Here is a 14286-nt window from a genome sequence, read left to right as displayed (position 1 = left end):
TCGTCGAACTCGTCGACGACGGTTCGGAGGACGGCCGCCTCGGTCAGCACGGTGTCGGTCACGCGTAACTCCTCGGGCGCGCGACCACGATCCGTGGGTCGAGCACCGGGTAGATCAGGTCGACGATGAGGTTCACCACGACGAAGACGAACGCGCCGAACACCACAACGCCCTGCACGAGCGGAATGTCCTGCACGCTCACCGCGCCCGCCATGACCCGCCCGAGTCCGTTGCGCGAGAACACCGTCTCGATCACCACCGCGCTGGCCACCAGCTGTCCGACGAGCAGTCCGACGATGGTGAGCGCGGGCAGCGACGCACTGCGCAGCGCATGCCGCAGATGGACCCGGATCCGGCTGGCGCCCTTGGCCCGAGCGGTCTGCACGAACGGCGCGTCCAGGGTGGTCAGCAAGCTCTTGGCCAGTACCTGCGCGATCAGCGCGCCGGTCGGAATGGCCAGCGTGATCGCGGGCAACACCAACCCGGCCAGCCCGGCATTGCCGAACGCGGGGAACAGCCGGATCCGAAACGACAGCAGCTGCACCAGCATCAGGCCCGCCCAGAAGGACGGGATCGAGATCGCCAGCGGCGGCAGCGACAGCAGCACCTGCCGCAGCCAGCGCCGCGAGGTGTAGGTGGCCGCCACGGCGAGCCCGCCGCCGAACAGCACGGCGAGCACCAGGGCCGCCGCCGTGAGCTGCAGGGTCGGTGGCAGCGCCGCGGCGATCGTGGCGGTCACCGACCGACCCGTGGCCACCGAATCACCGAAGTCGCCGACCAGTGCCCGGCCCAGATAGTCGAGGTACTGCACCACGATGGGCTTGTCGAAGCCGTACTGAGCCCGCAGTGCGGCGAGCTCGGCCGGGTCGACCGGCGAGGAGTTCAGTCCGCCGCCCGCCATCGCCGACACCGGGTCGCCCGGCAGGAATTCGAGCACGAAGAACGACACGGTGTACGCCGCCCACAACACCCCGACCGCCTGGGCGAGACGGCGTAACACGTACCGTCCCATGCCGGTTCAGCTCCGCCAGGTGTCGTGCAGCCGGGTCCGGCTCGACGACTCGAAGGTCAGGCCGTGCACGGTCGGCGCCGCCGCGAGCACGGTCTCGAGCTCCACCACCGGGATCACATACGCATTGCGCACGACCAGCTGCTGGGCCTGCTCCACGAGGGGCGCGCGCTTGGCCGGATCGGCCTCGGCCGCCTGGGCGGTGAGCAGTCCGTCGAGCTCGCTCGGCGGCAGCCGGTAGGCGTTGACCTGCTGGGTCGAGTACAGCGTGCGCAGGCAATCGGGATCGGCCCGGCTCAGGTCGCCGCCCCACAGTCCGTCGAAGTCACCGGAACCGAGCAGCTGCGGGAACTGGGTGACCTGCAGCTCCTGCAGCTGCAACTCCACCCCGACCACCTTGAGCTGCTGTTGCACCAGTTCCAGCGCGGCCCGGGTGTTCTGGGAGTTGTTGAACCACACCACGGTCAGGCTCAGCCGGGTGTTGTCCTTGCGCCGGATGCCGTCACCGCCCACCTGCCAGCCGGCCGCGTCCAGCAGCGCTTTGGACCGGGCGACGTCCAGGGCCAGATCCGCCGACAGGTCGGTGTAGCCGGGGGTGGTGTGCGAGAGGATGCCCGTAGCGGGCACGGTCCCGCTGGCGAAGACCGCCTCCACGATCTGACGGCGGTCGACGGCGGACTGAATCGCCTTGCGTACCTGCACATCCCGCAGGATCGGCCGAGAGTTGTTGAGGCCGAGGTTGAACACCGCGCCCGGGTGCGATCGCGTCAGCAGGGAGATCCCCGACGCCTTCAATCCCGCTTCGTCGGCGCGGCCGAGACCGGTGGCGACGTCGAGCTGGCCGGACTGCACACTGCCCGCGCGGACCCCTGATTCGGGGATGACGGTGAACTCGATGGAGTCGAGGTAGGCCTCGCCCTGCTTGGTCCACAACGGCGAGCCCCACCCGTAGCCGATCCGCTTGCTGATCGTGATCGACTGGTTGGGCACATATTTCGACAGTACGAAGGGTCCGGAGCCGATCACGCCGTCGCTGCAGCGCTGCTGGGGCGTCTTCGCGGCATCGGCCGCCGAGATCAGGCCGAGCGCGGCGGTCGAGGTCGCCTGCAGGAACTGCGCGTTGGGCTGTTCGAAGGTGATCTTGGCGGTGTGCTCGTCGACGACCTCGGTGCCGACGTAGCCGGTGATATAGCCCTTGGACAGGATGGCGAGTGCGCCCAGCTTCGGGATCGCGTCGAAGTTTGCCTTCACCACCTGCGCGTTCAGCGGGGTGCCGTCGCTGAAGGTCACGTCGTTGCGCAACCGGAAGGTGAACGACCTGGCGTCAGGGCTCACCTCCCAGCTCTGCGCCAGCCACGGCACCGTCTTGCCGGTGGTGGGATCCTGGTCGGTCAGCGAATCGACCGTCTCACGCAGCGAATACAGGGTGTCGCTGCTGCCCACCTGCTGCGGATCGACACAGCCCGCGTCGGAGGCGACCGAGAACTTCAGCGTGCCACCGGATCTCGGTGGACCGGCATCGCCGCCTTGCTCACCACCGGTGCCACAGGCACCGGTGAACAGGGTGACCACCGCCGCCGATGCCACGGCACAACGAATCGACTTCGAACGCACAACACTGCTCACGCAAGAATTCCTCTGTCTACTGCCCGGATTCACGTGGGACTCACGGCGGGCGACACGACGAAACATTCCACACCTTGAAATACCCGGTCAACAATTCGGATCACCTCGCTCGGAATACATCGTCGCACCGAATGGTGCGGTACACCATCGGGTGGTATCGGGCACCGTGCTAGCTTCGCATCGTGTCGATTACCGAACGGCGCGCCGGGCGATGGATTGTCGCCCGGCAGAGAAAGGACCGACGTGACCGCTGTACATGACAATCTGCTCGCCACGATCGAAGCGGAGCGGGCGATCTTCCGAACGTTCTACAAATTCTTCCGGATCGCCGACACCCAGGAGAGCGAGCGGTTCAGCGAGTGCTTCACCCCCGACGCGCTGATCGAGTACCGGATCATGCCCGGCCCGCCGGTGCTGTTCCACGGTCGTGACGAGTTCACCGACCACATGAGCCGGGTACCCAAGTCGCAGCGCTCCCTGGTCGCCCACGTCATCGGACAGGCCACCATCGAGTGGAACGGTGACAAACCCCTGCTCACCGCCTATGCGACCGTGTGGCATTGGTTCTCGAGCACGGCTGCCACCGACGTGGGACGACCGGCCGACTGGGTCGTCATCGGACTGGTCCAAGACGAGTTCGAGCAGTACGAGGGTGAGTGGCTCATCTCCCATCGCGATGTGCGCCATGTCGCGGGCCGGGTCGCCGCGGGGCACGGACCGGGCTGAACACCAGCTCGGAAGAATCGGGCCGGACTCCTCACCGAGTTCGGCCCGATTTTGCGTGCACGGGACTTCGCCGCAGTCGGTCACCGAATTGTTCGGACACATCGGTGACAATATGTTCCGAGCACTTGGGAAACAATTCATCGTGCGAATTGCGGGACCACGATCGAACTGTCACCGATGTGCCTACAACACTTATCCAGCCGCCTCTGCGAAATCGCAACCTCTGCGGGATCGACAGCCGAAACCCTACGGTCGAACCGCAGGGTTTCGGATGCGATCTTGTGACCCCCGAATATCGCGTGCGAAGGTGATTTCGGCCCGGCCCGAGAAACACGACGGCCCGGAAACGAGAGGTGCCACCGCGATGTCAGAAGTCCTGGACCTGGTCGAGCAGGTCGAGCAGCTCACCGAACGACTCGAGACGCTCGAGGCCGTCCGCGCGCTGAACACCTTGCGTCACGACCTACCCCGCTACATCAACGAGGGCAGATGGGACCAGGTCGGCGAACTGTTCAGCGCCGACGCCTATCTCGACTACCGCCATCTGGGCCAAGCCGACGGTCGAGCCGCCATCCAGGCGTACTTCGCCGGGCTGCCGCAGCTCATCGAGGACAACAGCCCGGCGGGTCAGGTGCTGGTCAAGCAGTTCCTGCACGGGCACGACGTGGAGATCCTCGGCGATCGGGCCACCGGCGTGTCGTTCTTCGAGGAGAAGGTCGTCTTCGACACCGAAAGCTCTTTCGTGGCAGGCAAGTTCACCGACGAGTACGTCCGTGAGGGCGGCCGTTGGCGGTTCGCGCGGATCGCCCTCGACCTGTACTGGGTCATCCCGTACTCGCGCGGCTGGCAGCAGTAGCCGACGTTCGACAACAGAGAGGCTCGTCATGCTCCAGAAGAACACGACCAAGCGCATCGGGTACTGGCTGCTGCACCTGCACCAGCGGTTCGACATCGCCACCGGCGCGCTGCTGCACGAGCAGAACCTCACCCGCCGGGACTGGCAGATCCTGCACGCCCTGCAGATCGGTCTGGACAGCGTCGCCGAACTCGACGCGGCGTTCGAGCCGTTCCTGGTCTCCGACGGCGCGCCGACCTACCAGCCGATCGTCGACGACTTCGTCGGCCGCGGCTGGGTCGAGGTCTCGGGGTCGACGCTGCGGCTCACCGCCGCGGGCGAGACGGCGCACGAGCGCGCCGAGGCTCTGGTGAACGCGCACGCCGACGAATCGCTGCGTGGCATCACCGAGGAGGAATTCCTCGCCGCCAACGCGGTGCTGGCCAAGATCGCCGACAACATCGCCACTGAATGAGCTCGCGAGGAGCGCCATGACTTCCCTGTACGACCGACCGTTCCGCTTCGGTCTCTGCCTGTTCACCCCGTCCACCAGGGCGGAATGGATCGCCAAGGTACGCAAGGCCGAGGAACTGGGCTACGACGTCATCTCGGTGTCGGACCACCTCGGCATGCCCGCCCCGATCCCGACCCTGCTGCTGGCCGCGGAGGCGACCGAGCGGATCCGCATCGGCACGCTGGTGTTCAACACCGCCTTCTACCACCCGACGGTGCTGGCCCGCGACCTCGCCACGGTCGACCGGTACTCCGGCGGCCGGGTCGAACTCGGACTGGGCGCCGGCTACGACCGCGCGCAGTTCGACGCGGCCGGAATCACGTTTCCCACTGCGGGCGAACGGGTTTCCCAGCTGGAGCGCACGATCGCCGAGTTCCGCAAACCCGCATCCGAGCTCGACCAGTACGCCCGGTTCGAGCAGCCCGGCGGCCCGCCGATCCTGATCGCCGGTCGCGGGGCGCGGGTCCTGCGGCTGGCGGCCGCCCACGCCGACATCATCGCCTTCACCGGTACCACCGAGGTCCGCGACGGCGACGGGCTGAAGCTGGGCGGCATCACCGAGGTCACCGACCGGATCGACTACGTGCGCGGGCTGCTCGGCGACCGGATCGACCAGGTGGAGTTCAACATTCCCATCCACAAGGTGCTGCCCAAGGGCGCGACCGACGGCGTGACCGATGTCTGGCAGAACCGGCTCGACCTCACGCCCGATGAGCTCTACGAGCTGCCGTCGCTGCTGTTCGGCACACCCGAGGAGAACGCCGAAACCCTGCGCGAACGGCGCAAGACCCTCGGCCTGACCTACTACACCGTGCTCGAACCCGAGATGGAGGCTTTCGCCCCGATCATCCAGGCGCTCCGATAACGGAGCAGCACAACGCCTTTCGCACGCGGAGGAGACCGACATGACCGAACCGACCACGGTGGACACCGGTACCGGGTACGGCCGCAAGGCCCCGTCCTACGACGCACGACTGACCGAGGTGGGCCCCGGCACACCGATGGGCGAGGCGCTGCGACGGTACTGGCACCCGATCGCCACCTCAGCCACCCTCACCGCCGAAGCACCCCATCGCACTCGCGTCCTCGGCGAGGACCTGGTCGTCTTCCGGGACGGAAGCGGCCGCGCGGGCGTGGTTTTCGAGCGTTGCGCGCACCGCGGCGCCAGTCTGTTCTTCGGCCGGATCGAAGACGACGGGCTGCGCTGTGGCTATCACGGCTGGAAATACGATGTGCAGGGGCGATGCCTGGAGCAGGCCGCCGAACTCGATCGCGGCAAGCGCCGCGATGCCGCGCGTCAGCCGTGGTATCCGGTCGAGGAACGCTACGGGCTGGTGTTCGTCTACATGGGCCCGCCCGACCGCAAGCCCGTGCTGCCACGCTACGACGTGCTCGAAGACCTCGCCGAGGGCGAGCAGTACTTCGCCGAGTGGCCGTTCCCCGGTCTGTCGGTGACCGGCGCCGAGCAGGATTTCCACTGGCTGCTGATCTACGAGAACACGATCGACCCGGTGCACATCAACTGGCTGCACTCCCAGCACAGCGGCTACCAGTTCCTCGGCACCGGCACCACCGGCTTCCCCGAGGACTTCTTCGATCCGTACACCCTGCCGGGCCGGGTCAGCTACGACCGCACCGATTTCGGGGCGAAGTACGGCGTCCGGTTCCTGGACAAGGAACGCGACGGGGTGCGGACCGAGCGGGTCTGGGGAGCGGAGTTGCACCTGCCCAATGCCACGGTGCTGCCGGACTGGGTCGAGCTGACCCCCGACACCAAGGCCGACATGGTGATCTGGGCGGTCCCGATCGACGACACCCGTCATCGCGCGTTCTTCTCCATCCGGGCCAGCGATCCCGCACGCGTGCAACGGTTCCTGTTCGGCATCACCCAGGACGGCAAGAACGCCTGGGAGCTGACCGACCAGGAACGTCAGCGCTTCCCCGGCGACGGCGAGGTGATGACCTCGCAGGGTCCGGTCGCGCTGCACTCGGAGGAGACCTTGGCGACGACGGACCGTGGCGTGGTGCTGCTGCGCCGGTTGCTGCGGACGATGATCGACGACGTGGAGGCGGGCCGTGATCCGCAGGGGGTGAGCCTGATCGAGGAACCGGTGCGGCACACCCAAGCCGGCCTGTTCACCCTCGCCGGGGCCACGGCGGACGAGACCGCGGCGGCGGTGCCGGTAGCCGGTGTCTGACCGGGGCACGCCATGACCTGGATCGACGCGGAAGTCCGTGCCCGCACCCTGGCGACCTCTGACATCGTGGTGCTCGACCTCGCCCCGGTCGACGGCACCGAATTCCCTTCCTACACAGCCGGATCCCATATCGACATCCGGCTCGGTTCCGGGACGGTCCGCCAGTATTCACTGTGCGGACCACCCGAGCCGGGCCGGTATCGGCTGGCCGTGCTGAACGCGCCGAACTCGCGCGGCGGATCCCGGGCGATGCACGCGCTCGCGGTGGGTGATCGGGTGCGGATCTCCGCTCCGCGCAACCACTTTCCGCTGGCTACGGCACGCCGTCATGTGCTGATCGCGGGTGGGATCGGGATCACGCCCCTGCTCGCCATGCTCACCGAGCTCGACCGGGCGGGCGCGGAGTACGTGCTGCACTACAGCGCCCGGAGCCGCTCCCACGCCGCCTTCCTCGACGAGCTGACGGCGAACCCTCGCGTCAGTTTCCATTTCGACGACCAGCACATCGGGCTCGATGTGGCTCGCGATCTGGGCGATCCACGGCCGGAAACGGCGGTCTATGTCTGCGGCCCGGACGGTTTCATGGACTACGTCCTCGGCAAGGCCGAGGCGCTCGGCTGGCCGCGCCACACCTTGCACACCGAACGATTCGGCACCGACCGCACCGCACCGACCGACGCGGACCCGGCCGGGTTCGTTGTCCGAGTGGCCTCCACCGGCGCCGAATACGGTGTCGCCGAGGACCAGAGCGTGCTCGATGTCCTTCTGGACAACGGTGTCGACGCGCCTTTTTCGTGCCAGCAGGGCATCTGCGGGGAATGCGTCGTGCGGGTCCTGGCCGGCGAACCCGACCATCGCGACGACGTCCTCACCGACGCCGAACGCGCCGACGGCATGTTCACCACGTGCTCGTCACGAGCCCACTCCCCCGTCCTCGAGGTGGACCTCTGAAGACAGTCAGCCGAGTCTGGGCGCGAATCTCGAAAATGAGTGGCGGCAACCGGTTCCCGAGGGCAAGGTCGGCTGTGTGGTGAGCAGCGATATGTGGGATGCCGCACAGGCCGAACGCTACGACCGCGATTCGGCCTTCATGCGCACGCCCGAAGTGCTCGATCCGACGGTGCGGTTCCTGGCGGACGCGGCAGACGGTGGTGCCGCGCTGGAATTCGCCATCGGGACCGGCCGCGTCGCGATTCCGCTGATCGAGCAGGGCGTCGACGTGAGTGGAATAGAGCTGTCCGCACACATGGTCGACCAGCTGCACCGCAAGCGCCCCGAGGTGCCGGTGATCATCGGCGACATGGCATCGAGCAGGGTGCCGGGCCAATTCTCCCTGGTGTACCTGGTGTGGAACAGCCTCGGGAATCTGCGAACCCAAGCCGAGCAGGTCGAGTGCTTCCGCAATGCCGCACGGCATCTCGCACCCGCCGGCAGATTCGTTGTCGAGCTGTGGGTTCCGGGCATCCGCCGGTTTCCACCCGGCCAAGCGGCGGTGCCGTTCCATGTGGGCAGCCACCACGTCGGGTTCGACACCTACAACCTGAGCACTCAGCAGGGCACATCGCATCACTACCGACACCGTCCGGATGGCACGGTGACGTACGGCGCCAGCCACTTTCGCTACGTCTGGCCCGCGGAGTGCGATCTGATGGCCCAGTTGGCTGGGTTGTCGCTGGAGCGGCGGAGCGCGGACTGGCTCGGTACTCCGTTCACCGACGACAGCGAGAACCATGTGTCGGTCTGGCGTAAGCCGCCGGACCGGACACAGGACCACGACGAGTCGACGGTGAGGTAGCCGACCGCCGACTCAGTGCCGCCCTGGTGCTTCGAGCCTGGAGCGGGCGATACCCGCCGCGCTTTCTCCCACGGCGAGCCACAGCGAAGCGATGTCCTCTACGAGGCTGCTCCGGTCGATGGGCGCGGTCCCGTCCGCCCAGGACAGGATCGCCTGGGCGGTTCCGCCGATGACGAAGGCCGGAGCACTCGCGGCGAGCGAGTCGTTTTCCAGTTCGACACCGTGCACGCTGCGGGCGTGGCCGATGAGAATCGCGGTGAGGCCCTTCATCGCCTCTGCTCGCCGAGCATGGGCAGTAGGACTGTCGGCCACGCCGCCGAGTAGGACCAGCGCCTTCCGCGGGTCGGTCCCCAACGCGGCGACCACCGCATCGACCGCGGCGCGCGCTTGGTCTGCGAGGGGCAGCTCGATCGAGTCCACGTAGGCGGCGACAGCGGCCTGACCCACTTCCACCGCTACCTCATCGATCACCTCGCTCGCCAGCGTGTCGAGATCGACGAAGCTTTCGTAGAAGTACCGCTTGTTGAGTTGCGCCTCGACGCAGAGCCCCGCGACGGTCGCGGACCGCCACCGATTCTCGGCCATCGCAGTCAGGGCCGCATCGATCAACTGGGAGCGCCGCCGCCGGACGCGATCCGGTGCGGACTCTCCCCCGTAGCTGCGTTTACCGGCTGAGGACACGCGCAGCATTCTCCCACCTTCGCGACAGCCGGTTCACCGTTGACATCCGTCGAGCAATTCTGGCACAGTTTCGTACCAGTTGATTCAGGTACCACTACGTACCAGATTGGAAGTCGAGTGATGACCGCAGACCTGAAGGGTGTCGAGATGCCCGAGGAACACCTACCGAACGCCACTGTGATGCTCGATGAGCTCCGCGCGCTGGCCGAGCACAGCCCGACTCGGGCGCGGACGGAGACGTGGTCCTACCTCCGTGCGCTGGGAAGCCGAGACGACCGCGACGCGCTGTCACAGCTCTTCGGCGCGGGCGTCGAACCCCGCGATCTGGACGGCAAGCTCGAAGGCCAGATCGTCGGAAAGCTGTTCGGCATTCCCGAAGCCGTACTCGCCAACCAGCTCATGAAGGTCGACCCGACGTGGCGGGGTAAATCCTTCGATCTGGCGGCGGGCACGGGCTTGAATCGTCTGTCCCCGATCGCGCTGGTGGCGATGCCCCTCGTCACCTTCGGCTACCTAGGACTCCGAATGGTCGGCGGCGAGGCCGAAGGGTTCCACTTCCACCATTCTGTGGACCGGGGTCTCATCGAGCCGCGAGTCACAGTGCGCGCCCTGGACTACGGCGTGCCGCAGCACAAGAACCCCGGCGTCCGCACCTTCCCGATCCGCAAGACGCGCGACGAGATCGTGGAACTGACGCCCGGCGTATATCTCGGCCGCGCACTGTTGTTCACAGGGGCCGAGGAGATCCGTCTCATCGCCTACTTCGCCCTGCGGCACCCCGTGGGCAGCCCGCTGTGATCGGGCTCGACGGCGCCAACGTCTGTGTGACCGGTGGCGCCCGCGGCATCGGACGCGCCACTGTCGCGGAACTGACCCGTCGCGGAGCCACCGTCTGGATCGGTGATCGCGACCTCGCTGCCGCACAGGAGACCGCCGAGACACTCGGTGCCCACGCGCACTACCTCGACGTCACCGACGAATCCAGCTTCCAGGAATTCCTTCGAGCAGCGTCGGAGCGAGCGCCCATCGATATGCTGGTCAACAACGCCGGAATCCAGCTCATGGGCCGTTTCGTCGATCACGACCTCGCCGCGTTACAGCGTGAGCTGGCGATCAACCTGGGAGCGGTGCTGACCGGAACGCACCTCGTCCTACCCGACATGATCCGACGTGGACGAGGACACATCGTGAACGTGTCCTCGATGGCGGGCAAGGTCACCACCCCGGGTATCGCGACCTACTGCGCATCGAAATTCGGCGTGGTCGCCCTCTCCCGGGCCGTCCGAGCAGAACTCGCCGGAACCGGCGTCACCCTGACCACCGTCATGCCGGCCGCCACCCGAACCGACCTGACCGCCGGGGTGTTACTTCGCCTGCAACCCACCCTCGCACCCGAAACCGTCGCCGCTGCCATCGTCGACAGCGCGGGACACGGCCGAGGCGAGGTGACCGTTCCCCGATACCTCGCCCCGATCGGCCTGCTCGAGGAAATCATCCCCGCGCAGATCATGTGGCACCTCAAACGGTTCGTCGGTGGTGCCGATTACGGCGCTTTCGACCCGGTCGGACGACAGGCTTACCTCGAGCGGACCCGATCATCCTGAGAGTGTGCCCGCCGAGACCGCGCCACCGCTTGCGTCAACCCACGACCAGTGACATCTGGTGCGTCATCGGCTAGCCCTGCGCTTCGGGTGTGGATATCGCCGTCGAGCTGACGTCGGGAACGATGCGGCGCGAGAATCCGGTCAGCACCTGGCCCGGTCCCAGTTCGACCAGTTCGTCGTAGCCGTCCTCGGCGGCACGCCGGACGGTCTCCACCCAGCGGACCGGGGCGAGCAGTTGGCCGCGCAGCAGGGCGCGGATCTCGGTGGGGTCGGTGACGTAGTCGGCCGTGACCGCGCTGAGCACCGGAACGAGCGGCGGCCGGAGGGTGTAGCGGTCGAGTTCGGCGCCGAACTCGGCGGCGATATCGGCCATCAACGGTGAGTGGAACGCTCCGGCGACTTTGAGCCGCACCACTTTCGCCGCGCCGGCGGACCGGGCCAGGTCCTCGAGGTCGGCTACGGCGGGGGCGGCGCCGGAGACCACGGTCTGGGTCGGCTGGTTGTAGTTGGCCACGCCGACGACGCCCGAGGTGACGCGGGCGCACAGCGCGTCGACCTGCTCGGCGGGTAAGCCGATTACGGCGCTCATCGCGCCGTCGTAGCGGCGTGAGACCTCGGCCATGAGCTCGCCGCGGCGGCGGACCAGCTCCAGGACGGTGTCCTCGCCGAACACTCCGGCGACGGCCAGGGCGGTGAACTCCCCCAGGCTGTGACCGGCGACCGCCGCGGGCGGCAGCCCCCGCTGTGCGCGGACCGCACTGAGGGCCAGGCTGGTGGCGACGATCGCGGGCTGGGCCACGTCGGTGGCCCGCAACTGCTCGGCGGTGCCGTCGACGCACAGTTGGGTCAACGGGATACCGAGAATGTCGTCGGCGCGGCGGAAGACCTCCTCGGCCACCGGGTAGTCGGTAATCCACGCGGCCATGCCGGGCCGCTGGGAGCCCTGGCCGGGGAACAGTGCCAGGGTTCTCGGGCCCGTCGCCAGCTGGTCGGGCTGTTCTCGGATGAACACGTCGACGGTCATGACTGGGACCTCCTGGATGTGACTGTGGTTGTCATGGAACGACTTTCGCCGGTGCGGATGCCGCGGAGGCGCGAAGTTCGCTGCTCGCGGCGAGCACCGCGAGGAGCCCGGCGACCGCGATCACCGCCGCCGCGGGACGGTAGGCGTCGAAGGCCACCGCCACTCCGACAGTGATCGGCAGCACGAATGCCGCGCCGAACTGGACACCGGTTTGATACAGCGGCACCGCGATCGGGCGGAGTTCGGCGGGCACGGTGGCGGTCGACTGCATGTTCAGTGCGGCGAACGACAGGACGAACCCGGCTTCGATCAGCAGCAGCACCGGCAGCGCGTCGGTCACGTAGTCGTGGATCTCCGGTCGGGCGAACAGCAGCAGATGCCCGGCCAGCGTCGCCACCGCGCCGGCGAGGATCAGGCGCGCGGTGCCGTACCGCTGCACGAAGCGTCCCGCGAACGGAACCGACAGTGCCAGCGGCAGACTCGCGGGCAGCAATCCGACGGCGATCTGCCACGGCGCCCAACCGAGTGACTCGTGCAGTTGCACCGCGATCACCACCAGCAGGGCGAGGTAGCCGCCGTTGAGTGCCCCCGCTCCGAGTGCGGACCGCACCAGGGAACCATTGCGCAACAACGGTTTCGACAGCCGTGGCGGTGTGGCGACCGGTGGGTCGGGGATAACCCGCCACGCGGCGATGAGCAGGGCCAGTGCAATCGGTGCGGGGAACACGAACAGCAGGTGCCAGTTCAGCGCGCTGAGCCACCCCGACAGCAGTAGGCCGGTGGTGAATCCGGCCGCGCCGAAGACCGCGTACACCGAGATCGCGCGGCGCTGCTGGGCACCGGCCGGGAACTCCGCGGCGATCACCGCCAACCCGGCGGGTGCGGTCAGCGCGGCAGCGGCGCCCTTCACCACCCGGGTCGCGACGAGCAGGGTCAGGTCGTCGGTGAGCCCGCCGATCACCGAGGCGACAGCGAACAGCGCCATGGCGACGAGATAGACCTGCCTGCGCCCGAACCGGGCGGCCAGCGCGGGCCCGGCGAGGAGCAGCGCGGCGAACCCCGCCGCGAAACCGCTGAGCAGCCACTGGGTGTGCCCGATCGACCGGTTGAGTTCGGTGGTGAGCACGCCGAGTCCCGGCACCAGGATGGAGCCCTCGATGGCGTCGAGAATCATGTTGCCCGACAGCACCAGCAGCAGCACCCAGCGGCGCCGATCCCAGGTCGGCGCCGCTGGTCGCACGTCAGCCATGGCCGTTGCGCGCCGAGATCGGGCCGCCGGCGCTCACCTGGAACTGCTTGTCCAGCAACGGCGGCAACTGTTCGCTCACCAGCTCGATGTGGCGGGTGACCAGGTCGTCGGGCATACCGGCGATGCTGGCCCAGAAGATCAGATGCCGCACCGGCAGCCCGGCCACCCGTTCGTGGATCCGCGCGGCGGCCTGTTCGGGGGTGAGGATCTCGAGCAGGCCGAAGGACCCGTCCTCCGGACGTTGGCGCAGCTGATCGAGTTCGAGAGCGGGCGGCACCGGTGCGTCGGTGCCCTCCACCGACAGCTGCCGGTAGGAGTTCATCTGGTACGCGAGGTGTGGTGCGACCCGGGCCCACGCGGCCTCGGGGTCATCGGCCAGCAGGATCGGCAGCAGATCCGAGACCCGCGCGGACTCGGGATCGTGACCGCCTTCGATGAGTCCCTCGCGGTAGAGCGGAAACAGCTGGTGCGAGATATGCAGGAACCCGATGCCGAGGCGCCCGGCCAGGCGGGCGCCGCGCGGACCGTAGAACCCGCCCCACAGCGGCACGGGATCCTGGATCGGTCCCGGCGTGATCGCGCCGGTGGCCCACAACCGCTGGATCTCGGCGATGTTGTCGCCGGTGCGGGCGAACCGGCGGCTGAAATCGGTGTCGAAGAGCTGGTATTCGGGCAGGCGGTAGCCGGCGCCGAGACCGAGTTCCAGCCGTCCGCCGCTGATCAGATCGACCAGTGCGGCCTCCTCGGCGAGCTGGGCGGGCTTGCGCAGGGCGGGCAGCACCACGGCGGTGCCGATGCGCACCCGCTTGGTTCTGGCGGCCGCCGCGGCGGCGAAGGTGAGCGGCTGCGGGAGATAGCCGTCCTCGAACAGGTGGTGTTCGGTGAACCAGACTCCGCCCGCGCCGCGCAGGTCGGCCTCCTCACAGAACTCGAGGGTGCGGGCGTAGTGGTCGGCCCACGGGCGCTGCCACTGTGCGGGGTTGCGCAGGTCGAAGAGCAGTCCGACGTCCATGGTGGCTCCGTTC

Annotated in this window: 15 protein-coding genes; 9 read left to right on the top strand and 6 right to left on the bottom strand. The window is 67.9% G+C overall.

Features of this window, described 5'->3' with window-relative positions:
• Nucleotides 1–58: 58 nt before the first annotated feature.
• Together QX204_RS13925 and QX204_RS13920 are read right to left on the bottom strand one after the other, a co-directional pair.
• Entirely contained in the window at nucleotides 59–1012 is a 954-nt protein-coding gene (locus QX204_RS13925; RefSeq protein WP_301907192.1) for an ABC transporter permease, read from the bottom strand.
• A 6-nt stretch (nucleotides 1013–1018) separates the two neighbouring features.
• Entirely contained in the window at nucleotides 1019–2635 is a 1617-nt protein-coding gene (locus tag QX204_RS13920) for an ABC transporter substrate-binding protein (RefSeq protein WP_301907191.1), read from the bottom strand.
• A gap of 243 nt (nucleotides 2636–2878) precedes the next feature.
• On the opposite strand from QX204_RS13920, the gene QX204_RS13915 reads away from it, so the two are divergent.
• The 7 genes from QX204_RS13915 to QX204_RS13885 all read left to right on the top strand — a co-directional run bounded on the left by QX204_RS13915 (nucleotide 2879) and on the right by QX204_RS13885 (nucleotide 8703).
• On the top strand, nucleotides 2879–3361 hold the full coding sequence (locus QX204_RS13915; protein ID WP_301907190.1) for a nuclear transport factor 2 family protein: 483 nt from the start codon (nucleotides 2879–2881) through the stop codon (nucleotides 3359–3361).
• A 364-nt stretch (nucleotides 3362–3725) separates the two neighbouring features.
• The gene (locus tag QX204_RS13910) at nucleotides 3726–4217 is read left to right on the top strand and encodes a nuclear transport factor 2 family protein (protein WP_301907189.1); all 492 of its coding nucleotides are present in this window, start codon (nucleotides 3726–3728) and stop codon (nucleotides 4215–4217) included.
• A gap of 28 nt (nucleotides 4218–4245) precedes the next feature.
• Nucleotides 4246–4671 (top strand): MarR family winged helix-turn-helix transcriptional regulator, encoded by a 426-nt coding sequence (locus QX204_RS13905; protein WP_301907188.1) that lies wholly within the window; start codon nucleotides 4246–4248, stop codon nucleotides 4669–4671.
• Nucleotides 4672–4687: 16 nt separating this feature from the next.
• Nucleotides 4688–5575 carry a TIGR03621 family F420-dependent LLM class oxidoreductase gene (locus tag QX204_RS13900; protein WP_301907187.1) on the top strand — a complete coding sequence of 296 codons (888 nt, stop codon included), beginning with the start codon at nucleotides 4688–4690 and terminating at the stop codon, nucleotides 5573–5575.
• A gap of 40 nt (nucleotides 5576–5615) precedes the next feature.
• Nucleotides 5616–6908 carry a Rieske 2Fe-2S domain-containing protein gene (locus QX204_RS13895; protein ID WP_301907186.1) on the top strand — a complete coding sequence of 431 codons (1293 nt, stop codon included), beginning with the start codon at nucleotides 5616–5618 and terminating at the stop codon, nucleotides 6906–6908.
• A 12-nt stretch (nucleotides 6909–6920) separates the two neighbouring features.
• Nucleotides 6921–7859 (top strand): PDR/VanB family oxidoreductase, encoded by a 939-nt coding sequence (locus tag QX204_RS13890; RefSeq protein WP_301907185.1) that lies wholly within the window; start codon nucleotides 6921–6923, stop codon nucleotides 7857–7859.
• A gap of 76 nt (nucleotides 7860–7935) precedes the next feature.
• Complete coding sequence (locus QX204_RS13885) at nucleotides 7936–8703, top strand: methyltransferase domain-containing protein (RefSeq protein WP_301907184.1); 768 nt, start codon at nucleotides 7936–7938, stop codon at nucleotides 8701–8703.
• Nucleotides 8704–8715: 12 nt separating this feature from the next.
• Here QX204_RS13885 and QX204_RS13880 read toward each other — a convergent pair whose 3' ends face one another.
• Nucleotides 8716–9393, bottom strand: coding sequence for a TetR/AcrR family transcriptional regulator (locus QX204_RS13880; protein WP_301907183.1), 678 nt, complete (start codon nucleotides 9391–9393; stop codon nucleotides 8716–8718).
• Between the two features lie 111 nt (nucleotides 9394–9504).
• Between QX204_RS13880 and QX204_RS13875 the strand changes: the two genes are divergently transcribed.
• Together QX204_RS13875 and QX204_RS13870 are read left to right on the top strand one after the other, a co-directional pair.
• Nucleotides 9505–10182: a hypothetical protein gene (locus QX204_RS13875; protein WP_301907182.1), complete on the top strand. Its 678-nt coding sequence runs from the start codon at nucleotides 9505–9507 to the stop codon at nucleotides 10180–10182.
• Nucleotides 10179–10988 carry an SDR family oxidoreductase gene (locus tag QX204_RS13870; RefSeq protein WP_301907181.1) on the top strand — a complete coding sequence of 270 codons (810 nt, stop codon included), beginning with the start codon at nucleotides 10179–10181 and terminating at the stop codon, nucleotides 10986–10988. Before QX204_RS13875 ends, QX204_RS13870 begins: the two co-directional genes overlap by 4 nt.
• A gap of 70 nt (nucleotides 10989–11058) precedes the next feature.
• Here QX204_RS13870 and fabD read toward each other — a convergent pair whose 3' ends face one another.
• Genes fabD through QX204_RS13855 form a run of 3 tightly spaced genes read right to left on the bottom strand, consistent with a single transcriptional unit; the run spans nucleotide 11059 to nucleotide 14273 of the window.
• Complete coding sequence (gene fabD, locus QX204_RS13865) at nucleotides 11059–12012, bottom strand: ACP S-malonyltransferase (RefSeq protein WP_301907180.1); 954 nt, start codon at nucleotides 12010–12012, stop codon at nucleotides 11059–11061.
• Between the two features lie 31 nt (nucleotides 12013–12043).
• Nucleotides 12044–13261 (bottom strand): MFS transporter, encoded by a 1218-nt coding sequence (locus tag QX204_RS13860; protein ID WP_301907179.1) that lies wholly within the window; start codon nucleotides 13259–13261, stop codon nucleotides 12044–12046.
• Nucleotides 13254–14273 (bottom strand): LLM class flavin-dependent oxidoreductase, encoded by a 1020-nt coding sequence (locus QX204_RS13855; RefSeq protein ID WP_301907178.1) that lies wholly within the window; start codon nucleotides 14271–14273, stop codon nucleotides 13254–13256. Before QX204_RS13855 ends, QX204_RS13860 begins: the two co-directional genes overlap by 8 nt.
• Between the last annotated feature and the right edge of the window lie 13 nt (nucleotides 14274–14286).

The sequence above is a fragment of the Nocardia sp. PE-7 genome (assembly GCF_030486425.1).
Lineage (GTDB): Bacteria > Actinomycetota > Actinomycetes > Mycobacteriales > Mycobacteriaceae > Nocardia > Nocardia salmonicida_A.
The sequence above is the reverse complement of the archived record's forward strand: the minus strand, read 5'-3'. Positions and strand labels throughout refer to the sequence as shown.